This window comes from Agrococcus sp. TF02-05, assembly GCF_017565345.1.
In the GTDB taxonomy this organism is placed as follows: Bacteria; Actinomycetota; Actinomycetes; order Actinomycetales; family Microbacteriaceae; genus Agrococcus; species Agrococcus pavilionensis.
Window position 1 is genome coordinate 101,859 of record NZ_JAGEKO010000008.1, and the last position, 19,859, is coordinate 121,717.

At 72.5% G+C, this 19,859-nt stretch carries 26 protein-coding genes; 14 read left to right on the forward strand and 12 right to left on the reverse strand.

Annotation, left to right across the window (positions count from 1 at the left end):
• Position 1: 1 nt before the first annotated feature.
• The 4 genes from JQT67_RS09430 to JQT67_RS09445 are packed head-to-tail and all read right to left on the reverse strand — an operon-like array spanning position 2 to position 3,615.
• Positions 2 to 1,654: a cytochrome c biogenesis protein ResB gene (locus tag JQT67_RS09430; protein ID WP_243755870.1), complete on the reverse strand. Its 1,653-nt coding sequence runs from the start codon at positions 1,652 to 1,654 to the stop codon at positions 2 to 4.
• Positions 1,638 to 2,381, reverse strand: coding sequence for a cytochrome c biogenesis protein CcdA (locus JQT67_RS09435; protein WP_208064531.1), 744 nt, complete (start codon positions 2,379 to 2,381; stop codon positions 1,638 to 1,640). The genes JQT67_RS09430 and JQT67_RS09435 overlap by 17 nt, the downstream gene beginning before the upstream one ends.
• Positions 2,381 to 2,968 (reverse strand): TlpA disulfide reductase family protein, encoded by a 588-nt coding sequence (locus JQT67_RS09440; protein ID WP_307864287.1) that lies wholly within the window; start codon positions 2,966 to 2,968, stop codon positions 2,381 to 2,383. Before JQT67_RS09440 ends, JQT67_RS09435 begins: the two co-directional genes overlap by 1 nt.
• A gap of 5 nt (positions 2,969 to 2,973) precedes the next feature.
• Complete coding sequence (locus JQT67_RS09445; protein WP_208064443.1) at positions 2,974 to 3,615, reverse strand: histidine phosphatase family protein; 642 nt, start codon at positions 3,613 to 3,615, stop codon at positions 2,974 to 2,976.
• A 142-nt stretch (positions 3,616 to 3,757) separates the two neighbouring features.
• On the opposite strand from JQT67_RS09445, the gene JQT67_RS09450 reads away from it, so the two are divergent.
• Positions 3,758 to 4,039: a hypothetical protein gene (locus tag JQT67_RS09450; protein ID WP_021011863.1), complete on the forward strand. Its 282-nt coding sequence runs from the start codon at positions 3,758 to 3,760 to the stop codon at positions 4,037 to 4,039.
• A gap of 10 nt (positions 4,040 to 4,049) precedes the next feature.
• The gene (aspS, locus tag JQT67_RS09455) at positions 4,050 to 5,372 is read left to right on the forward strand and encodes an aspartate--tRNA(Asn) ligase (protein ID WP_307864288.1); all 1,323 of its coding nucleotides are present in this window, start codon (positions 4,050 to 4,052) and stop codon (positions 5,370 to 5,372) included.
• 40 nt (positions 5,373 to 5,412) lie between these two features.
• Here the strand turns inward: aspS and JQT67_RS09460 are convergent, their stop codons facing one another.
• The 3 genes from JQT67_RS09460 to JQT67_RS13775 all read right to left on the reverse strand — a co-directional run bounded on the left by JQT67_RS09460 (position 5,413) and on the right by JQT67_RS13775 (position 6,637).
• A complete protein-coding gene (locus JQT67_RS09460; RefSeq protein WP_208064445.1) occupies positions 5,413 to 5,664 on the reverse strand; it encodes a glutaredoxin family protein in 252 nt (83 codons plus the stop codon).
• Positions 5,665 to 5,743: 79 nt separating this feature from the next.
• Positions 5,744 to 5,842 (reverse strand): 30S ribosomal protein bS22, encoded by a 99-nt coding sequence (locus JQT67_RS09465; protein ID WP_021011861.1) that lies wholly within the window; start codon positions 5,840 to 5,842, stop codon positions 5,744 to 5,746.
• A gap of 114 nt (positions 5,843 to 5,956) precedes the next feature.
• Positions 5,957 to 6,637: a helix-turn-helix transcriptional regulator gene (locus JQT67_RS13775; RefSeq protein ID WP_208064446.1), complete on the reverse strand. Its 681-nt coding sequence runs from the start codon at positions 6,635 to 6,637 to the stop codon at positions 5,957 to 5,959.
• 129 nt (positions 6,638 to 6,766) lie between these two features.
• On the opposite strand from JQT67_RS13775, the gene JQT67_RS09475 reads away from it, so the two are divergent.
• From JQT67_RS09475 to JQT67_RS09485, 3 genes are read left to right on the forward strand one after another with little or no spacing between them, the layout of a single operon-like run.
• Positions 6,767 to 8,197: a TrkH family potassium uptake protein gene (locus JQT67_RS09475; protein WP_021011859.1), complete on the forward strand. Its 1,431-nt coding sequence runs from the start codon at positions 6,767 to 6,769 to the stop codon at positions 8,195 to 8,197.
• Positions 8,190 to 8,861, forward strand: a complete 672-nt coding sequence (locus tag JQT67_RS09480; RefSeq protein WP_021011858.1) for a TrkA family potassium uptake protein — start codon at positions 8,190 to 8,192, stop codon at positions 8,859 to 8,861. The genes JQT67_RS09475 and JQT67_RS09480 overlap by 8 nt, the downstream gene beginning before the upstream one ends.
• On the forward strand, positions 8,858 to 9,271 hold the full coding sequence (locus JQT67_RS09485) for a YchJ family metal-binding protein (RefSeq protein ID WP_307864289.1): 414 nt from the start codon (positions 8,858 to 8,860) through the stop codon (positions 9,269 to 9,271). Before JQT67_RS09480 ends, JQT67_RS09485 begins: the two co-directional genes overlap by 4 nt.
• A gap of 6 nt (positions 9,272 to 9,277) precedes the next feature.
• On the opposite strand, the gene proC is transcribed toward JQT67_RS09485, so the two are convergent.
• Positions 9,278 to 10,102, reverse strand: a complete 825-nt coding sequence (gene proC / locus JQT67_RS09490) for a pyrroline-5-carboxylate reductase (RefSeq protein ID WP_208064447.1) — start codon at positions 10,100 to 10,102, stop codon at positions 9,278 to 9,280.
• Between the two features lie 53 nt (positions 10,103 to 10,155).
• Between proC and JQT67_RS09495 the strand changes: the two genes are divergently transcribed.
• The 3 genes from JQT67_RS09495 to JQT67_RS09505 are packed head-to-tail and all read left to right on the forward strand — an operon-like array spanning position 10,156 to position 11,830.
• Positions 10,156 to 11,118: a cation diffusion facilitator family transporter gene (locus JQT67_RS09495; protein ID WP_208064448.1), complete on the forward strand. Its 963-nt coding sequence runs from the start codon at positions 10,156 to 10,158 to the stop codon at positions 11,116 to 11,118.
• A 31-nt stretch (positions 11,119 to 11,149) separates the two neighbouring features.
• Entirely contained in the window at positions 11,150 to 11,566 is a 417-nt protein-coding gene (locus JQT67_RS09500; RefSeq protein WP_208064449.1) for a hypothetical protein, read from the forward strand.
• Positions 11,567 to 11,617: 51 nt separating this feature from the next.
• Positions 11,618 to 11,830: a hypothetical protein gene (locus JQT67_RS09505; protein WP_208064450.1), complete on the forward strand. Its 213-nt coding sequence runs from the start codon at positions 11,618 to 11,620 to the stop codon at positions 11,828 to 11,830.
• A gap of 60 nt (positions 11,831 to 11,890) precedes the next feature.
• Here JQT67_RS09505 and tadA read toward each other — a convergent pair whose 3' ends face one another.
• A complete protein-coding gene (gene tadA, locus JQT67_RS09510) occupies positions 11,891 to 12,352 on the reverse strand; it encodes a tRNA adenosine(34) deaminase TadA (RefSeq protein WP_208064451.1) in 462 nt (153 codons plus the stop codon).
• 54 nt (positions 12,353 to 12,406) lie between these two features.
• Here tadA and upp point away from each other — a divergent pair, with 54 nt between their 5' ends.
• Positions 12,407 to 13,045: a uracil phosphoribosyltransferase gene (upp, locus tag JQT67_RS09515; RefSeq protein ID WP_208064452.1), complete on the forward strand. Its 639-nt coding sequence runs from the start codon at positions 12,407 to 12,409 to the stop codon at positions 13,043 to 13,045.
• Positions 13,046 to 13,442: 397 nt separating this feature from the next.
• Positions 13,443 to 14,183 (forward strand): winged helix-turn-helix domain-containing protein, encoded by a 741-nt coding sequence (locus JQT67_RS09520; RefSeq protein WP_208064453.1) that lies wholly within the window; start codon positions 13,443 to 13,445, stop codon positions 14,181 to 14,183.
• 184 nt (positions 14,184 to 14,367) lie between these two features.
• Here the strand turns inward: JQT67_RS09520 and JQT67_RS09525 are convergent, their stop codons facing one another.
• Positions 14,368 to 15,126 (reverse strand): alpha/beta fold hydrolase, encoded by a 759-nt coding sequence (locus JQT67_RS09525; RefSeq protein ID WP_208064454.1) that lies wholly within the window; start codon positions 15,124 to 15,126, stop codon positions 14,368 to 14,370.
• 93 nt (positions 15,127 to 15,219) lie between these two features.
• Here JQT67_RS09525 and JQT67_RS09530 point away from each other — a divergent pair, with 93 nt between their 5' ends.
• Complete coding sequence (locus JQT67_RS09530; RefSeq protein WP_208064455.1) at positions 15,220 to 15,909, forward strand: type 1 glutamine amidotransferase; 690 nt, start codon at positions 15,220 to 15,222, stop codon at positions 15,907 to 15,909.
• Positions 15,910 to 15,927: 18 nt separating this feature from the next.
• Here JQT67_RS09530 and JQT67_RS09535 read toward each other — a convergent pair whose 3' ends face one another.
• Positions 15,928 to 16,917, reverse strand: a complete 990-nt coding sequence (locus tag JQT67_RS09535) for a CPBP family intramembrane glutamic endopeptidase (RefSeq protein WP_208064456.1) — start codon at positions 16,915 to 16,917, stop codon at positions 15,928 to 15,930.
• 98 nt (positions 16,918 to 17,015) lie between these two features.
• On the opposite strand from JQT67_RS09535, the gene JQT67_RS09540 reads away from it, so the two are divergent.
• The 3 genes from JQT67_RS09540 to JQT67_RS09550 are packed head-to-tail and all read left to right on the forward strand — an operon-like array spanning position 17,016 to position 18,941.
• Positions 17,016 to 17,582, forward strand: a complete 567-nt coding sequence (locus JQT67_RS09540) for a helix-turn-helix domain-containing protein (protein ID WP_208064457.1) — start codon at positions 17,016 to 17,018, stop codon at positions 17,580 to 17,582.
• Complete coding sequence (locus JQT67_RS09545) at positions 17,566 to 18,252, forward strand: hypothetical protein (RefSeq protein ID WP_208064458.1); 687 nt, start codon at positions 17,566 to 17,568, stop codon at positions 18,250 to 18,252. The genes JQT67_RS09540 and JQT67_RS09545 overlap by 17 nt, the downstream gene beginning before the upstream one ends.
• 53 nt (positions 18,253 to 18,305) lie before the next feature.
• Positions 18,306 to 18,941 carry a hypothetical protein gene (locus JQT67_RS09550; RefSeq protein WP_208064459.1) on the forward strand — a complete coding sequence of 212 codons (636 nt, stop codon included), beginning with the start codon at positions 18,306 to 18,308 and terminating at the stop codon, positions 18,939 to 18,941.
• Here JQT67_RS09550 and JQT67_RS09555 read toward each other — a convergent pair.
• Positions 18,938 to 19,855 (reverse strand): asparaginase, encoded by a 918-nt coding sequence (locus JQT67_RS09555; RefSeq protein ID WP_208064460.1) that lies wholly within the window; start codon positions 19,853 to 19,855, stop codon positions 18,938 to 18,940. The genes JQT67_RS09550 and JQT67_RS09555 overlap by 4 nt on opposite strands.
• Positions 19,856 to 19,859 lie beyond the last annotated feature (4 nt).

The following is a 19,859-nucleotide window of genomic DNA, read 5'->3' on the forward strand; positions in this document are numbered from 1 at the left end:
CCTACTCTCGCGGCCTATCAGCGGGCCCTGCCGGACGGGCCTCGCCCGCGGTCGCACCGACCGCATCCGCCGTCGCCGCAGCGTCGTCGCCGCCGGTCGCCGCACCGTCGTCGACGAGCCGCTGCGCGAGGTCGTCGACCGCGCGCTCGAGCGTCGGGTCCTCGCCGCGCGCGAGGCCCGCGAGCTCGAGGCGGTCGCCCACGGCCTTCACCCACATGCGGCGGCGCGGCACGAGGAGCGACGCGAGGAGCGAGACGAACAGCAGCACGGTGATCCAGAACACCGGGGTCTGCGTGTGGTCGACGTGCACCTCGATGACGCCGTAGCGCCGCACGTCCTCGAACGTGATCGTGCCGAGCCCACCGGGGATGTCGATCGTCTGCCCAGGCGCGAGCGTCAGCGCATCCGTGCCCGAGTCGCCGCCGGCGATCTGCGTCATCTCGTCGGTCTCGAGCGCGTACACCGAGCGCGGCACGCCGCGGTCGAGCCCGAGGTCGCCCGCGAAGGCCTGCAGCGAGAGCACGGGGTTCGCGAGGTCGGGGTAGGCGGAGGCGAGCGCGCCGGTGTCGAGCGGCACCGCGGTCGGGTAGAAGAACCCGCGCAGGCCCAGCTGCTCCTCGAGCCCGTCGGGCAGCTTGATGACGCCGAGGCTCGTCATCGCGTCGTCCTGCGCGAGGAACGGCGTGTACTGGTCGTACACGACCTGGCCCGACGCATCCCGCACCGAGATGCGCGGCGCGTAGCCGTTCGAGATGAGGTAGAGGTCGGCGCCCGCGACGTTCAGCGGCTCGTTGACCTTGATCTGCGCGTCGCGCTCGGCACCGTCCTCGGTGACCGACACGAGCGCGGTGAAGTCGAGCGGCGCGCCGATCGCGTCGCGGTTCTCGGTCTCGTACTCGACCTGCAGGTCGTCGAGCACGACCGCGAAGGGCTCGAGCGAGCCCTCGTCGAACCACTGCCCCGACGAGAACGAGTCGTAGCTCGAGAGCGTGTTCGCGAAGCCGCGGCCCTCGACCAGCAGGCGCTGCCCGTCGTAGCCGAAGCCCGAGCCGAGCCCGATGACGAGCAGCAGGCCGAGCATCGAGATGTGGAAGAGCAGGTTGCCGGTCTCGCGCAGGTAGCCGCGCTCGGCCGAGACCGAGTCGCCGTAGCGGGCGGTGCGGTAGCCGAGCCGGCGCAGCACGCGGTCGGCGCGGTCGAGGTCGGATGCGTCCCCGGGCACGGTCTGGAACCCGACGAGCCGCGAGAGGCGCGCGGGCGTGCGCGGCGGCTGGGCGCGCATCGCCTTCCAGTGGTGGGCGAGGCGCGGCACGACGCAGCCGACGAGCGACGTGAACAGCAGGATGTAGATCGCCGAGAACCACGGGCTCGAGTAGACGTCGTGCAGCGACAGCGCGTCGTAGAGCCAGATGAGCTCGGGGTTGTCGGCGCGCACCTGGATGACGCCGTTCGGGTCGCTCGACTCCTGCGGCACGAGGCTGCCGGGGATCGCGGCGACCGCGAGCAGGAGGAGCAGCACGATCGCGGTGCGCATCGAGGTGAGCTGGCGCCAGAGGAAGCGCGCCCAGCCGCGCACGCCGAGCGGCGGCTGCGAGGGCGCGGCGACCCCGTCGACGTGGTCGCCGGGCCGCAGCGGATCAGATGACTGTGACAACGCTCGCGATCCAACCCTGGAGGGACTGCATGATGGCGTTCCAGGCGCCCGTGACCATCAGCACGCCGATCGCGATGAGCATCGCGCCGCCCGCGACGTTGATCGCCCGGATGTGCCGACGCATCCACGCGACGGCGCCGCCGGCCCAGCCGAGGCCGAGCGCGAGCAGCAGGAACGGGATGCCGAGGCCGAGCGCGTAGGCGAGGCCGAGCAGCGCGCCCTGCCACGCCGAGCCGGTCGTGACGGTGAGCGCGCTGATCGCGGCGAGCGTCGGGCCGGAGCACGGCGTCCAGCCGAGCGCGAAGACGACGCCGACGAGCGGGGCAGCCCACAGGCCGCCCGCCTTGACCTGCTGCGGCTTCCAGATGCGCTGCAGGAACGAGAACTGCCCGACGAAGACGAGGCCGAGCACGATGAGCGCGCCGCCCAGGATGCGCACGAGCGTGTCGCCGTGCTGCAGCAGGAACGAGCTCACGGCGCCGACGATCGCGTTGCCGAGCACGAACACGAGCGTGAAGCCGGCGATGAAGAGGCCGACGCCCCCGACGAGCCGGCCGCGGCCGCGGCCCTGCTCGCCGACGAGCGAGCCGACGAGCCCGAGGTAGCCGGGCACGAGCGGCAGGATGCACGGGCTCGCGAACGAGACGATGCCGGCGAGCAGCGCGATCGGGACGGAGACGAGCAGCTGGCCGCTCAGCACGGCACCCGCGGGGTCGAAGGCGGCGATCACCGCTCGAGCTCCTCCCGCAGCAGCGTCGCGAGGATGCTCGTGTCGGAGACGGCGCCCGAGACGCGCGCCGCGACGCGGCCCTCCTTGTCGAGCACGAGCGTCGAGGGCACCGCGTTCGGCGCGACGATGCCCGTGAAGGCGAGCTGCGCCTCGGCGCTCTCGTCGTCGAGGATCGACGGGTAGTCGATGCCGAACTGCTCCTCGAACGCGATCGCCTGCGCGGCGCCGTCGCGCGTGTTGACGCCGAGGAAGTCGACCTCCTCGCCGAACTCTGCGTGCAGCTCGGCGAGCACGGGCGCCTCGACGCGGCACGGCGGGCACGCGGCGTACCAGAAGTTCACGAGCGCGACCCCGTCGAGCTCCGATGACTCGAACTCGCCGCCGTCGGCGAGCGGTCCGCCGAACTCGCCCGGCGCCTGGCGCTCCTCGAGCGGCACCTCGGTCACGAAGCCGTCGCCCGCGATGTAGCCCGCGTCGCCGACCTGCCCGGCCACGCCGTCGGCGCTCGAGCAGCCCGCGAGCGCGAGCGCAGCGAGCGCGACCGCGCCCACGCGCATCCGCCGCCTCGTGCCCTTCGTCGTCACGCCGCTCACACCGCTCCCGCGTCGACCGCGTCGACGCCCGCGGCGGGCTCGGCGTAGTCGACCTCGACCATGCGGCCGTCGCGCCGCACGTAGCTCGTGATCGACGAGAGCTGGCAGCGGCGCTTGCGCGGGTCGTGCCAGAGCGGCTTGCCTGCGAGCGCGAGGTGCGAGATCCAGATGGGCGACTGATGGCTCACCATCACGATGTCGCCGTCGTCGCCCGACTCGTCGAGCTCGTCCCACGCGTCCTCCATCGCGGCGATGACGCGCTGCGCGATGGCGGTGTAGGGCTCGCCCCACGAGGGGCGGAAGGGGTTGCGCAGCAGCGGCCACGCCGAGGGGTGGCGCAACGCGCCGCTCGCCTCGAAGGTCTTGCCCTCGAACTCGTTGGTCGGCTCGATGATGCGGTGCTCGGTGCGGATCTCGAGGCCGAAGCGCTCCGACCACGGCTGCGCCGACTGCTGCGCGCGCTCGAGCGGGCTCGCGGCCAGGCGCACGACGGGCCGGTTCGCGAGGTGCTCGGCCGCGAGCTCGGCCATCCGCTCGCCGCGCTCGGAGAGACGGTAGCCGGGCAGTCGCCCGTAGAGGATGCGCTCCGGGTTGTGCACCTCGCCATGGCGCACGAGATGGAGGCGACGGGCGGGCATGACCTCAATCGTACTTGCGGAGTCTATGCGCGGTGGAACTGAGGGCGGAGGCCCTTTCGGGCCTTCGCCGCGACCCCAGCGCCGGCGCCCGTCCCGGGCGCCGGGGCGCCCGGCTGACGCGCGAGCACGCCAGGATGGAGGTGTGCCGCTCCTCGTGCCCCTCGTCGCAGCGCTGCTCGTCGCCGCCGGCGCCGCCATGCTGTGGGTGTGGGCCGGCTCGATCGCGCATCGCGCGCACGGCGGCACGGTCGCGCTCGTCGTGGTCGCGCTCGCCGCCGCGGGCGTCTGGCTGCTGGTCGCCTCCGACGGCGCGGATGCGTCGGTGCCGGCCGCGGCGGGGTGGATCGCGCTCGGCGCGTCCGGAGTCGCGCTCGTCGCCGGGTGGATCGGGATCGCGCGATGGGCGCCGGAGCGTCGTCGGTAGGATCGAGCGCGTGACTCAGCCGACCTCGCTCCCCCGCACGCTCATCGCCGACCTCGCGTCGCTGCCGGATGGGCCGGTGAAGGTGCAGGGCTGGGTCGAGACGGTGCGCGATCAGAAGCGCGTGCAGTTCGTGATCGTGCGCGACGAGTCGGGTGCCGCCCAGCTCGTCAACCCGGTCAACGACGACACCGCCGAGACGGCCGCGACGATCTCGGGCCTCATGCACGGCTCGTTCATCAGCGTGACGGGCGACCTCAAGGCCGACGAGCGCGTCAAGCTCGGCGGGCTCGAGGTCAAGGTCGGCTCGCTCGTGGTCGAGTCGGTCGCGAAGGACTCCCCGATCGCCGACGACTCGTCGATCGACAAGCGCCTCGACTGGCGCTTCCTCGACCTGCGCCGCCCCGAGGCGCAGCTGATCTTCCGCGTGCAGACCACGATCGAGCACGCGATGCGCCAGCACTGGATCGACGAGGGCTTCATCGAGCTGCACACGCCGAAGCTCATGGCCACCGCCTCCGAGTCGCGCGCCGAGCTCTTCGAGGTGCCCTACTTCGAGACGACCGCCTACCTCGCGCAGTCGCCGCAGCTGTTCAAGCAGATGGCGCAGTCGGCAGGCTTCGGCAAGATCTTCGAGATCGGCCCGGCCTTCCGCGCCGACCCCTCGTTCACGAGCCGCCACGCGACCGAGTTCACGTCGATCGACTCCGAGATCTCCTGGATCGACTCGCACGAGGACGTCATGCAGCTGCACGAGCAGCTGCTCGCGAAGGCGGTCGCCGCGGTCGTCGAGCGGCACGGCGCCGAGATCGAGGAGCGCTTCGGCATCACCCTCGAGGTGCCGACGCTGCCGTTCCCGCGCATCCCCCACGCCGAGGTGAAGGCGATCGTCGAGGGCCGCGGCCACACGATCGAGCGCGCCGACGGCGACCTCGACCCCGAGGCGGAGCGCCAGATCTCGGCGCACGTCAAGGAGACGATGGGCCACGACTTCGTGTTCGTCACCGAGTACCCCTCGGGCGTGCGGCCGTTCTACCACCTGCGCCCCGAGGGCCGCGGCGAGGTGACGAACTCGTACGACCTCATCTACAACGGCGTCGAGATCTCGACCGGCGCGCAGCGCGAGCACCGCATCGATGTGCTCGAGGCGCAGATCGCCGAGAAGGGCATGGATGCGTCGGAGCTCGAGGAGTACCTCGACTTCTTCCGCTACGGGGTGCCCCCTCACGGCGGCTTCGGCATGGGCCTCGCGCGCGTCGTGATGCTCATGCTCGGCCTCGGCTCGATCCGCGAGACGACCTACCTCTTCCGCGGCCCGACGCGCCTGAAGCCGTAGCGGCCTCCGCTCGTCCGGCGCCTGCCCACCGGCGGGAGCGTCAGGCGCCGAGCCGCGTCCGGATGCGGTCGGTCAGCTTCGCCTCGTCGACCCGCCACGCGGAGTGCTGGCGGCCGTCGATGAGCACGACCGGGATGTCGTCGCTGTAGCGCTCCGCGAGCGCGGGGTCGTCGAGGATCGACAGCTCCGTGAGCGTCACCTGGTCGAACCCTGCGACCACTCGCTCGACGATCGGCCGGGCGTCGTCGCACAGGTGGCAGCCGGGCTTCGTGATGAGCGTGATCTCGACCATCGCTCCAGCCTAGACACCGGCGGAGACAAGCAGAGGCCGGGAGCCTGCGACTGCAGGTCCCGGCCTTGGCTGCAACCGACTACTTGCGGTTGCGACGCTGGTGGCGCGTCTTGCGAAGCAGCTTGCGGTGCTTCTTCTTCGCCATGCGCTTGCGGCGCTTCTTGACGACAGAACCCATCGAGGTTCCTCACTTCCGAATCGGGATTGCTCGCTGACGCTGCGCAGCCTCGAGGCCCGCGCAGGGAAAACGCTCGGGCAATCGTACCGGAATCGGCGCGTGCGCCGCTGGGGGTCAGTCCAAGCGGGCGTCGTCGGCCTCGCGCGCGGGCCGCTCCGACGCATCCGTCGACCGCTGGTCCCGGCTCCGCAGCTTGCCCTTCGCGTCGTCGAAGCGCTGCGCGTTGCGCGCCGACAGCTCCTGCAGCCGCTCCTGCACCTCGTGGATGCGGTCCCGGGCCTCCTGCACGCGCTCCTGCACGTCGTGCACGCGGTCGGCGGCGCGGCGACCGATGGATGCGCCGACGGGCGCGGGGTGCTCGACGGTCTCCGAGACGCGGGCGAGCGCCTGCTCGGCTGCGACGCGCGCCTGCTCGGCGGCCTGCCTCGCCTGGTCGGCGGCGGCGCGCAGCGGAGCCTGCACGTTGACGCCCGCCCACGCGGCGAAGGCGGCCGCGCCGAGCGAAGCCTCCTCCTGGTCGCCCTCGGCGAAGATGAACGGCATGAGCCAGTCGTCGATCTCGTCGAATGGCGCGAGCACGATCGCGTAGTGGCGGTGCTGCCCGTCCTCGCGCACCGTCACGAGGCCGGCGTCGCGCAGCGTGCGCAAGTGCTTCGAGACCGTCGGCTGCGGCACGCCGAGCGCCTCGACGATCTGGCTGACCGAGGCGTCTCCGGTCGTCGCGCGGCGCTCGAGGAGCACCCCGAGGATGTCGCGGCGCGTGCTGTCCGCGATCACGCTGAAGATGTCGGCCATGCGCAAAGCATGCCAGCGTCGAGCCGGGGGCGACAAACCGCGGTCGGCGCGTGACGGCGCTCGCGAGGACTACGCTTGCCCCGTCCTGCGCCGCCCGACGGCGCTCCGGTTCCGCGAAGGGCACAGCACGTGGCGCAGCTGCGGTCGTCGAGCGATGCGACGCTGCTCGAACGATCGCGCGACGCCGTCGAGCACTTCGCCGCCGCCTATCCCGCGCGCTTCGCGATCGTCGTCTTCGCGGCGCTCAACCTCGTCTTCGCGGTGCTGCTCGCGACGCCGTGGGCGACAGCGGGCGACGGCACGACCGGTGCGGTGGATGCGTTCTTCCAGGCCGTGAGCGTCGTGTGCGTCACGGGGCTCACGGTCGTCGACATGGCGACGCACTGGAGCCCGTTCGGGAACGCCGTCGTGATGATCGGCGTCGAGGTCGGCGGCATCGGCGTGCTGACGCTCGCCTCGATCCTCGGCATGACGGTCGCGCGCCGCCTGGGGCTCCGGCAGCGGCTCATGGCGGCGAGCGACTCCAACCCCTCGCGGGTGCGGCGCGGGGTCGTGCAGGAGCAGCAGGCGATCCGGCTCGGCGAGGTCGGCTCGCTGCTGCGCATCGTCGCGCTCTCGGTGCTCGCGTTCGAGGCCGTGCTCGTCGTGCTGCTGCTGCCGCGGCTGCTGCTCGAGGGCAAGGACTTCCTCACCGCGCTCTACGAGGCGACCTACTGGTCGATCATGGCGTTCACGAACTCCGGCTTCGTGCCCACCGTCGAGGGGCTGGAGCCGTTCGCGACCGACCCGTGGTTCCTCGGCGTGCTCATGCTCGGCGTCTTCGTCGGCTCGCTCGGCTTCCCCGTCTACTTCGTCATCCTGCGGCACCTCGGCAAGCCGCGGCAGTGGTCGCTGCACGTCAAGCTCACGATCACCGTCTCGCTCCTGCTCTTCCTCCTCGGCGGGCTCGCGTTCCTCGTGCTCGAGTGGGGCAACGCCGACTCGTGGGGCACTGACGACTTCGGCCAGCAGCTGCTGCACGCCTTCTTCCTCTCGGCGATGGCGCGCTCGGGCGGTTTCGCGGTGGACGACCTCGGGCTGCTGCACAACTCGAGCCTGCTCGTGACCGACATGCTGATGTTCGTCGGCGGCGGCTCGGCCTCGACGGCGGGCGGCATCAAGGTCACGACGCTCGCGATCCTCTTCCTCGCGGCGATCGCCGAGGCGCGCGGCCGCAAGTCGATGGAGGCCTTCGGCCGCCGCATCCCCTCGGACGTCCTGCGCCTCGCCGTCTCCGTCACGCTCTGGAGCGCGACGATCGTCGCCGGTGTGACGATCGTGCTGCTCGAGATCACCGGCGCGCCGCTGTCGTTCGTGCTCTTCGACGTCATCAGCGCGTTCGCGACCGTCGGCCTCTCGACCGGCTTCACGCACGCGGGGCTCGAGGACCCGGCGAAGATCATCCTCGCGCTGACGATGTTCGTCGGCCGCATCGGTAGTGTGACGCTCGCCGCGGCGCTCGCCGCGAGCCAGCGGACGCAGCTGTTCACGCGCCCCGAGGAGAGGCCGATCGTTGGTTGACAGGATCCCCCACGACGCCCCCGTGCTCGTGATCGGGCTGGGCCGCTTCGGCGCCGCGACGGCGGGGCAGCTCGCCCGCCTCGACCGCGAGGTGCTCGCGATCGACGGCGACATCAACCTCGTGCAGAAGTGGTCGGAGCGCTTGACGCACACGGTGCAGGCCGACGCCCGCTCGATCGACGCGCTCAAGCAGGTCGGCGCGCAGGACTTCTCGATCGCCGTCTGCGCGGTCGGCTCGTCGATCGAGGCGTCGGTGCTCATCGTGGCGAACCTCGTCGACCTCGGCATCCCGCAGATCTGGGCGAAGGCCATCAGCCAGTCGCACGGCAAAATTCTCAGCCGCATCGGCGCCAACCACGTCATCTACCCCGAGGCGGAGGCCGGCGAGCGCGTCGCGCACCTCGTCTCGGGCCGGATGCTCGACTACATCCAGTTCGACGACCAGTTCGCGATCGTGAAGATGTACCCGCCGAAGCACATCCGCGGCATCTCGCTCGCCGAGTCGAAGATCCGCTCGAAGTACCACCTGACGGTCGTCGGCGTGAAGAGCCCGGGCGGGGAGTTCACCTACGCGACACCCGAGACCGTCGTCTCAAACCACGACCTCATCATCGTCTCGGGCAACCAGAACGACATCGAGCGCTTCGCGGGCCTCAGCGCGTGAGCACCGAGAGCGCAGCGCGCACGGCGATCGATGACAGCAAGCGCTGCCCGTGCGGCACCGGGCTGACGTACGGCGAGTGCTGCGGCCCGATCCACCGCCGCGAGCGCGAGCCCGCGACGGCCGAGCAGCTCATGCGCTCGCGCTTCACCGCCTTCGCGCTCGGCGACGTCGACTGGCTGCTCGCCTCCTGGCACCCCACGACCCGGCCGCGCTCCCTCGAGCTCGACCCGGGCATCCGCTGGCTCCGGCTCGACATCGTCGGCACGAGCGCCGGCGGGCCGTTCGACCGCGAGGGCACTGTCTCGTTCGACGCGCACTGGGTCGCCGACGGCACGCGCGGCGCGATGCGCGAGCTCAGCCGCTTCCGCCGCGACCAGGGCTGGCAGTACCTCGACGGCCAGCAGCGCTGACGCGCGTCAGCCCGCGGCGAGCTCGCGCGCGCGCTCGAGCGCCGCGCCCGTCGCCCGGTCGAAGACCTCGCCGAGGCGCGCCTCCTGCAGCACCGCGACGGCCCGCTCGGTCGTGCCCTTCGGGCTCGTCACCCGGCGGCGCAGCTCGGCCGGCTCGGCGCCGTCGGCGGCGAGCAGCTCGCTCGCCCCGCGGAACGTGCCCTGCACCATCGTCGCCGCCTGCTCGGGCGTGAAGCCCATCCGCTCGGCCACGCCCGTGAGCTCCTCGATGAGCAGGAAGACGTAGGCGGGACCCGAGCCGGAGATCGTCGAGAGCGCGTCGATCTGCGACTCCTCGAGCACGAGCACCTCCCCGACCGACTCGAACAGCCGCGCGACGAGCGCGACGTCGTCGGCCGAGGCACGGCTGCCGCCCGCGACGCCCGTCACCCCGAGGCCGACGTGCGAGGGCGTGTTGGGCATCGCCCGGACGACGGCGACGGATGCGGGCAGCGCGGCCTCGATGGACGCGGTCGTCGTGCCCGCCGCGATCGAGACGACCACCGCATCCGCCTCGAGATGGGGTGCGATCTCGCGCGCGAGCTCGACGATGCCGGCGGGCTTGACGCCGAGCACGACGAGCCTCGCGCCCGCGACCGCGCGGGCGTTGCCGTCGGGCGACGACTCGAGCGCGATCGACTCGACGCCCTCGAGCGCGATCGCCTGCGCCTTCTCGGCGGTGCGGTTGGTGACGACGATGCGCTCGGCGCCGTGGCGAGCGAGCCCCGTGAGGATCGCGCCGCCCATGGAGCCGACGCCGAGCATCGCGATGGGAGGGAGCAGCTCTGGCATGCGGCCAGGCTAGTGCCGTGAGCCGCGAGCACCGCCCGCGTAGACTCGCGGCCGTGAGCGCATCCCACGGTACGAAGGCGGTCGTCGCGGCGTTCCTCGCGAACACGGGCATCGCCATCACGAAGTTCGTCGCCTGGTTCTTCTCCGGATCGGCGTCGATGCTCGCCGAGGCGATCCACTCGGTCGCCGACGCCGGCAACCAGCTGCTGCTCCTGCTCGGCGGCCGCCTCGCGAAGCGGAAGGCCGACGCCGAGCACCCGTTCGGCTACGGCCGCGAGCGCTACGTGTGGGCGTTCATCGTCGCGCTCGTGCTCTTCTCGGTCGGCGGCCTCTTCTCGATCTCTGAGGGCATCTCGAAGCTCCAGCACCCGCACGAGCTCGACATCATCTGGCTGCCGCTCGTCGTGCTCGGCATCGCGATCGTGCTCGAGAGCCTCTCGTTCCGCACCGCCATCAAGGAGTCGAACAAGGTGCGCGGCAAGGCCCGCTGGGTCGACTTCATCCGCAAGGCGAAGAGCCCCGAGCTGCCGGTCATCCTGCTCGAGGACCTCGCGGCGCTCCTCGGCCTCATCTTCGCGTTCATCGCGGTCGGCCTCACGGCCATCACCGGCAACCCGCTCTTCGACGCGATCGGCACGATCGTGATCGGCGCGCTGCTCGTCGTCGTCGCGGCCGTGCTCGCCGTCGAGATGAAGTCGCTGCTCATCGGCGAGGGCGCGACGAAGGAGGACACGGCGCGCATCGCGGGCGTGCTGAACGCGGCGCCCGGCGTCGAGTCGGTCATCCACATGAAGACGCTCTACCTCGGCCCCGACGAGCTCATGATCGCCGCGAAGGTCGCGTTCCCGCCCAAGAGCGACATCGAGCACGTCGCGACGACGATCAACGAGCTCGAGTCGCGGCTGCGCGCCGAGATCCCGCACGCGCGCGTCATCTACATCGAGCCCGACCTCTACCTCCACCGGCCCGAGATCGCGCCGTCGACCGATCACATCGTGATCCAGTCGGGCAACTGACGAGCCGGATGCGTTTGTGTAGGCTGTCTGCATGGACTTCCTGCACTCGCTGCTGCTCGCCGGCCACTTCATCGGCCTCGCCCTGCTCGTCGGCACGTTCTTCGTGCAGATGCGCGCGAAGGCCGGCCACAACTTCACGCTGCTGCTGATCGGCGGCGCGCTCCAGCTCGTCACGGGCGTCTCGCTCTACGGGCTCGCCATGGCGAACGACACCGACGTCAACCACATGAAGCTCGGCATCAAGGGCGTCATCGCGCTCGTCGTCTTCGTCGCCGCGCTCGTCGGCTTCCTCCGCCAGCGCTCGATGCGCGCCGAGAAGTCGCGCCTTGCCGCCGGCGGCGCCGTCGCGGCGGCCGACGTGGCGCTCGAGCGGAAGCTCATGCCGTTCTTCCACGCGGCCGGCGGGCTCGCGCTCGTGAACCTGCTCATCGCGGTCTTCTGGCGCTGAGGTGACCGGAGGGGGTGGGTCGAGCTCGTCGCCCTCCTCACCATCCTGGGCGTGACGATCGCGCTCGTGCTCGCAGGTCCCCGCTCGTGGCACAGCCCCTCGACGCAGCGAGCCCGCCGCATGGGCGGCGGGCTCGGCGTCATGGACGAGATCTGGCGCCCGCACGCCTATGAGCAGCGCATCGCCGACGAGCGGCGCGAGGAGGCTGGCGACCAGGTCGAGGACCTCGACCCGGAGGACCCGCGCCGCCCTCCCGGCGACTGAGGGTCGACTCGATCGCTTCCCGCCGACTCGACCGGCTGTCGCCGCGGCCGCGCCGCGCCGTCAGCGGCGCTCGGCGAAGAAGGCGCGCAGCTGCGCCTCCGCCTCGGCGGCGAGCACGCCCGAGACCACTTCGACGCGGTGCGGCAGCCGCCGCTCGCGCAGCAGGTCGACGACGCTCCCGGCCGCTCCCGCCTTCTCGTCCCAGGCGCCGAACACGACGCGCTCGACGCGGCTCGCGAGGATCGCGCCCGCGCACATGACGCACGGCTCGAGCGTGACGACGAGCGCGCATCCGTCGAGCCGCCACGCGCCTCGCCGCTCGGCCGCCTCGCGGAGCGCGACGACCTCGGCGTGCGCCGTCGGGTCGTGCCGCAGCTCGCGCTCGTTGCGCCCCGTGCCGATGACGGCGCCGGTTGCGTCGACCACGACCGCGCCGACCGGCACGTCGGCGGTGCGCTCGGCCGCCGCCGCCTCGTCGAGCGCGAGGCGCATGAGCGCCTCGTCGCGTGCCGCCGGCCGCATCCGCCCTCCTCGTCGGGGCGCACCGCAAGCAGGCGGCCCACTACCCTGAACCCTATGCGAGTCCACGTCGCCGACCACCCGCTCATCACCCACAAGCTCACCGTGCTGCGGGATGCGCGCACGCCGTCGCCGACCTTCCGGTCGCTCGTCGGCGAGCTGATGACGCTGCTCGCGTACGAGGCGACGCGCAACGTGCGCGTGACCCCGAAGGAGATCGAGACGCCGGTGACGGTCACGACGGGCGTCGAGATCGCCGAGCCGCGACCGCTCGTCGTGCCGATCCTGCGCGCGGGCCTCGGCATGCTCGAGGGCATGACGGCGCTCGTGCCGACCGCCGAGGTCGGCTTCCTCGGCATGGCGCGCAACGAGGCGACGCTCGAGCCGACGACCTACGCCGAGCGGCTGCCCGACGACCTGTCGGACCGCCAGTGCTTCGTGCTCGACCCGATGCTCGCCACCGGCGGCTCGCTCTCGGGCGCGATGCAGTTCCTCTTCGACCGCGGCGCCGTCGACGTCACCGCCATCTGCCTGCTCGGCACGCCTGAGGGGCTCGAGCGCGTCGAGCGCGACATGGACGGGCACGACGTGACGATCGTGCTCGGCGCCCTCGACGAGGGGCTCGACGAGCGCGGCTTCATCGTGCCGGGGCTGGGCGACGCGGGCGACCGGCTCTACGGCACCGTCGGCGACTGACGCTCGCGCCCGAGCGTTCGCGGCTCCCGCGCCGCTTTCCGTCATAGTTCGTCACATCGTTGCGTCGTTTGACTTCCGACGCTCGAAGCCGCGATACTGACAGGCATGACGACCACCTTCGGCCCCCAGTCCGTCCTCGCGACGAACGGGACGAACGGCATGATGATGCCGATGGTCGACATGCGTCGAATGTGTGCTTGAGCCCAGCTCGCACCAGCCCGACCGCTCCGCATCGGAGTCGCTGACGCATACCCGTCGCACCCCGTGAGGCCCTGAGCAGGCCCTCGAGCGGTCCCCGGACCCGTCGGTCCGCGCACCACCCCTCGACTCCTCGAGTCGGCAGCATGCATCGCCCCTCCTCGCGGGCGCTGCCGACCGCACGCCGGAAGGCCCACCCATGACCATCACCGCTCTCCCCACCCGCACTGCCCTTCGCCGTCAGCTCGGCCGCCCCTCGCTCGCCCAGCCCCGCACGAGCGGCTCGAGCGCCCTCAAGCCGCAGCCCACCGCATCCGCCCCGAGTCCGACGGCCGCGCCGCGCACCGCCGTCCGCGCCGTCCCCGAGGGCACCGAGGCCCGCGGCTTCGTGCTCTACGTCGGCCTCGGCGAGGACGCCGCCGCCGAGGACCGCGTCGAGCTCGCGCGACTCGTCACCGAACTGCGCGCGCTCACCTCGAAGCTCGCCCCGAGCGCCCAGACCCACGCCGCCGTCGCCCTCGCCCCGGCCGGCGCCGGCGGACGCGACGTCGACGTCGTGCGGCGCGCGCTCGGCGACCCCGCGGTGCAGCAGCCCGCCGCCGAGACCGACCCGGGCATCGTCATCGACCTGACCCGCAAGCGCGTCGCGATCGGCGACGAGATCGCGCCGCTCACCTACCGCGAGTTCGAGCTGCTGCAGCACATCGTGCTGCGCGAGGGCTCGACGGTCGGCCGCTGCGACATCATCGACGCGCTGTGGGACGCCGACGCCGACGACCGTCCCAACGAGCGCACGATCGACGTGCACGTGCGGCGCCTGCGCGCGAAGCTCGGCGCTTACGCCGAGATCATCCGCACCGTGCGCGGCGCGGGCTACCGCTTCGACGGGCACGCCGACGTCACGGTGCTCGCCTCCGGGCCGAGCCCCGACCGCTTCTGACCAGCGCCCACAGCCCATTCACAGGTAGAACTGGGTCGGTTCGTTACCCATCCGTTATACGTTCGTCGCACGTCGATCGTAGTGCTGTGGCGATCGGCGGAAGCGGAGGCAGCAGCCTCACTTGGTGCAAGGGACTGGGGCCGGTCGGGAGAACCCGATCGGCCCTCTTGCACGCCCGGGCAGGTCAGCCGAGGTGCTCGGCGAGGAACGCGGATGCGCTGCGCCGGAAGGCGCCCGAGGTCGGCGCATTCACGTGGTCGCGACCGGGGATCTCCTCGAAGCGGCCATCGGCCAGCAGCGGCAGCAGCTCGCGGGTGTCGTCCGCGCGGGTGTCCTTCGCGCCCGTCATGAGCAGCGTCGGCACGGCCGGCGGCGCTTGGGCCGGGTCGAAGAGCGTGCGCGAGACCTCGCCCGCGAGCGTGACGAGCGTCGCGGGGTCGTGCTCGGGGAACACCGCCACGAGGTCGACGATGAACGACTCCATGGGGCCGGGCTCCGCCTCCCCCGCGAGCGCTCGGCGCGCGAGGTCGAGGTCGAAGCGCTCGAACGGGTCGCTCGCCGGCAGCCCGCCGAGCACGAGCGCGCGGAACGCGTGCGGCCGGGTGCCGGCATGGCGCCACAGCAGCCGCGCCCCCATCGAGTAGCCGATCGCGCCGGGCGGCTCGTCGAGCGCGAGCTGCTCGAGCACCGCGTCGACGTCGGCGACGAAGCGCGGCACGTCGTAGCCGGTCGAGGGCCGGTCGCTCTCGCCGTGGCCGCGGAGGTCCATCGCGATGCCGCGCAGCCCCGCCTCGGCGAGCGCCGCACCCCAGCCGCTGCCGATCCAGTTGCGCCTCGCGTTCGACGAGAAGCCGTGGATCATCAGCACCGGTGCGCCGTCCGGGTCGCCGAGCTCGTGCAGGGCGATCCGCACGCCGTCGGGCGCCATCGCGAACACGGTCATGCTGCTCCTCGGTCGGGGGCGGATGCGGTGCGTCGGGTGACGAGGGGCGGTGCCCGTCGAGCCCTAGGCTAGCGACGAGAGAAGGGTGCTGCGTTGGCGCGTTCCGTCCTGTTCATCAAGCACATCGAGTACGAGACGGGCGGGCATGCGACGACGCTGCTGAGCCACCTGCCGACGCGCGAAGCGGTGCTCGAGACCGCGCTGCCGCCGCTCGACGAGATCGCCGGCATCGTGATCACGGGCGGGCAGATGAGCGCCGCCGAGGTCGACCGCTACCCCTCGCTGCAGGCGACGGCCGATCTCGCGCTGCGGGCGATCGACGCCGAGATCCCGGTGCTCGGCATCTGCCTGGGCCACCAGATCATCGGTCGCGCGCTCGGCGGCGTGCACCGCGAGGGCGTCGTCAACGCCGTCGGCATCCTCGACATCGAGCTCCTCGAGCCCGATCCGTGGCTCGGCGACCACGTCGGCCCGCTCGGCGCCATGCGCTGGAACAGCGACATCGTCTCCCTCCCGCCCGGCGCGCAGCTGCTCGCGCGCAGCGCGACCGTCGACAACGACGCCTTCCGCTACGGCTCGGCGCTCGGCATGCAGTTCCACCTCGAGGCGGACGACCGGGTCATGCGGCTGTGGGACTCCGTCGCGTCGCCGACGCTCTCGGAGCTGCGCGCCCCGGCTGCGGTGGCCGAGTGGCGCGCGCACCTCGCGACCGACGAGACCCTGCTCGGCGTCGTCGAGCGGGGCTTCGGCGCCTTCGCGGAGGCGTGCGCGGCCCGACTCTAGCTCCACGGCCGCCGGCGCTCACGCGTCGAGCGACTGCGGCGCGGGCGCGGCGGTCGCGGCCCCGGACGGCGACCGATGCCAGCCCCATGCGGCGGCGCCGACCCCGGCGAGCACGGCCGCGCCGAGCAGTCCGAGCGGACCGCCCAACGCCGGCACGGCATCCGGTGCCGCGATCAGCAGCATCGGCGCGAGCGCGTTGAAGATGCCGTGTGCCGCGGCGACCGGCAGCACGCTCGCCGTCGCCTCCCGGATCGCCGAGAGCACGAACGACATCGCGATGCAGAACAGCACCATCGCGGGCACGCCGAGCAACGGGTCGCCGTAGTTGTAGCCCTGCAGGATCACCGGCGCGTGCCAGAGGCCCCAGACCGTGCCGATGACGAGGTTCGCCCGCACGGCCCCGAGGTGCCGCAGCGCATCCCACAGCAGGCCGCGCCATCCGTACTCCTCGCCGAGCCCGACGAGGCCGTTGACCGTCCAGCCGGCGAGGATCGCGCCGAGCACGCTCACGAGCAGCAGCGCGGCCAGCGGCGGCGGCGTGCCCGCGGCGTCGGCTGCGGCCTGGCCGAGGAGGCGTTCGGCGCCCGCGACGAGCTCGGCATCGGTCGTCGCGAGCCCGCCGACACCAGGGATGCCGAAGGCGTTGCCGAGGAGCAGCTGGATGCCCGCGTAGAGGACGACGAAGGCCAGCACGGCGACGACCGGCGCGAGCAGGAAGACCAGCACCGGCCGAGTGCTCCGCCGCGGGAGGCGCAGCCGCTCGCGCCGGATGCCGCGCTCAGCGATGACCGCGGCGACGAGCGGCGAGGGCATGAGCAGCGCGCCCAGGACGACGATGCCCGTGACGGAGTCGAGCGGTGTGCGCGTGAGGTGGAGCCCGGCGCCGACGACCATCGACCAGCCGAAGACGATGAGGAGGAAGGTCGCGACGACGCGTGCGGGGGCGGGACGCTCCTGCCGGATCGGCGCGGCGAACGAGATGGGGTCGGAGGAGGAGGGACGGTGCATGTCTGGCTCTCTGCTGGCGGCGGCACCCGCGGCGGGCGGCGAGGAAGCATCATTCTCGCGATTGAGAACATAACGTGATGCTGCTAGCGTTCTCAACTGTGAGAAAGAAGTCACCCTCGCGGGCCGAGGTCGTGCTGCACCCGCAGCGGCTGGCGATCGTCCGAGCCCTCGCGACGTCGCCCGCGACGCCCCAGGAGCTGCTCGCGCAGCTGCCCAGCGTCTCGCAGGCGAGCATCTACCGCCACCTCGCCCTCCTGCATGAGAAGGGCATCCTCGAGGTCGTCTCGGAGCGCCAGCAGCGCGGTGCGGTCGAGCGCACGTACGGTCTCGCACGTGACGCGGTCGTGAGCGCGGAGGAGCTCGCGCACGCGAGCCGAGACGACCACTTCCGCTACTTCGCGACCTTTGCCGCCGGGCTGCTCGGCGAGTACGGCACCTACCTCGAGCGCGACGAGGTCGACCTCGAGCGCGACGGCGTCGGGTACCGCGAGCACGTGCTGCAGCTCTCGCGCGACGAGCTCGTGGAGATGCTCGCCGAGCTGCGCGCCGTGCTCGCCGCTCGGGCCGACAACGCACCGGGCCCTGATCGCGAGCCGCGCCTCATCGCCACCGTCACCATGCCCATCACCCGCAAGGGAGAGACCCGCCATGACCATGACCGCTGACGCCCGCCTGGCGGCCACGATGCGCCGCAACGCGCTCCTCGTGCTGCCTGTGCCGGTCGTGCTCGCGCTCGCCGCCCTCGCGCTCGTCGGACCGCCGCCGGTGCTGCCGCTGCTGCTGGGTGCCGCCGGCTGGATGCTCGCGCTCGTCGTGCGGCAGCCGGTGGCGCTGATCGCGACGCGCACGACGACGACCGAGCGCGCCGCCACGATCGTCGGCTGGTTCTCCGGGCCCGCCGAGGAGCTCGTGCGGCTCGGCCTCGTGCTCCTGGCGCTGCGCTCGTTCGAGGATGCCGTCTGGGCGGGCTTCGGCTGGGCGACCATCGAGGTGCTGCTCATCGTGGTGAACGGGATCGCGGTCGCGGGGCTCATGACGAAGGATGACCCGAAGTCTCGGGAGGCTCGCGAGCTGCTCGAGGCGCAGGGCATGCTTGGCGCGCGGCACTCCGTCTGGGGCGTGCTGGAGCGCGTCAGCGCCACCGCACTCCACGTCGCCTTCACGCTGCTGCTCTTCGCCGACCCGTGGTTCGTGCTGCTGACGCTCCCCGCGCACTCGGCGATCAACATGGTGATGTCGCGGTTCGCCAAGGACCGGCTCGCGGCGACCGAAGCGGTGTTCGCGGCGGTGAGCGCGGTCGCGCTCGTCGTGGGCGCGATGCTCGCGACCGCCTGAGCAGTTGCTCAAGCGGGCTGCGCCGAGCCGCGGGCCCTGGTAGGCACGGCCTCGTGACCATTCGCGAGCGCGCCCCGGGACGCGCGGAGCCCACGCTTCGGGCGACGCGGTCGGCGCGGCTGTGGCTCGCGGGCCTCGGCGGCGCGTGGTCGCTCTTCAGCACTCCGCTCGTCGCCGGCGATTGGGGCGCGACGTGGGTCGAGGCGCTGAGCGTGAGCGAGCCGTGGCGCGGCCTGCGGGCGAGCGTCGACGACCCGTACATCGTGTACGGCGCACTCGGCGGGCTGTCGTTCCTCGCCATCGGGCTCGCCCTGCTGCCCGATCTGCGACGGGCTGGCTGGGGAGGCAGTCTGCTGTGCTGGCTCGTGCTCGCCGGGGCGGTCGTCACGCCGATCAGCTACCTGAGCACCCCGGCCGACGCGCCCACCCACGCGCTGTGGGGCAGCGAAGGACCGCTGCTCGTGGCCGTCGGGCTCGCGGGGGTGCTCGCCGCGATCACGGCGGGGTGCCGCTGGCCGACCTGGACGCGGATCCTGCTCGGCTGCTCGCTGCCCGTGCTCATCGTGGGTGTGCTCGTCACCGGCTACTACCCGCACGGCCCGCTCGCGGCGCTCGCGATCGAGGCGGTCGCGCTCATCCTCGGGGCGCCCGGCGCAGGAGCCCGCCACCGACCGCCGCCGGCGCGCTAGACCACGGGGCGCAGCAGCCCCACGGGCTCGTCGGCGCTGCGCTGCACGAGGCCGAGCGGCTCCGCGAGGCGCTCGAGCGTGCCGGCGGGCAGCGCGCCGGCCCGCTCGAGCATCGCGAGGGCGACCGGTGCGCCAGCTCGCCGCGCGCCGTCGGCGCTCTTCACGACCGCGGTCGTGCCGTCGGGGGCGACCATCGCCTGCGTGCCCTCCGCGCCGAACTTCGTCGCGCATCCGGTGCCCTCGATCACGACCGCGTCGGGCCGGCCCGCGCCGTCGATGAGCGTGGGATGCGCCCGCATGGCGTCGCCGACGAAGCGGTGCCCGCCCGCGCCGTCGGGCGCGAGGCGCCGGAAGGCTCGCGCGAGCCCGACCGGGGTGGTCGCGAAGACGAGCGCCCCGCAGCCGTCGCGCGCGATGCCCGGCACGCGCTCGCCCGTGGCGCCGTCGATCCCCTCGCGGAGCACCGAGGTCAGCGGATGCGACTCCTCCCAGTACCCGTCGGGCACGCCGAGCGCGCGCGCCGCGGCCGCGAACGCGATGTGCTTGCCGACGCACATGTGCGCGAACCGCCGCTGCGTGCCGTCGGGCGCCTGCATCGGCGGGCAGCGCAGCGATTCCTCGTCGACCGCGAGGGCGGCCGCCATCGCCTGGGCGGTCGCGACGTGCTCCTCGTCGGCCCAGTGGCTCGCGCTCGCGAGCGCGGCGTGCGCCGGCTCGAGCGCGACGAGGCCCCGCTCGAGCAGCGTCGCCGCGAAGAGCGGCTTGAGCGCGCTGCGCGCGAGGAACGGGCGCTCGACCGGCCCGTGGGCCTCGATGACGCGCCCCTCAGGGTCGATGAGCACAGCGACACCGCGGTGCTCCGACTCGACGAATCCGTCGCGCTCGACGACGGCGAGGAGCTCGGTGGCTGGCATTCGC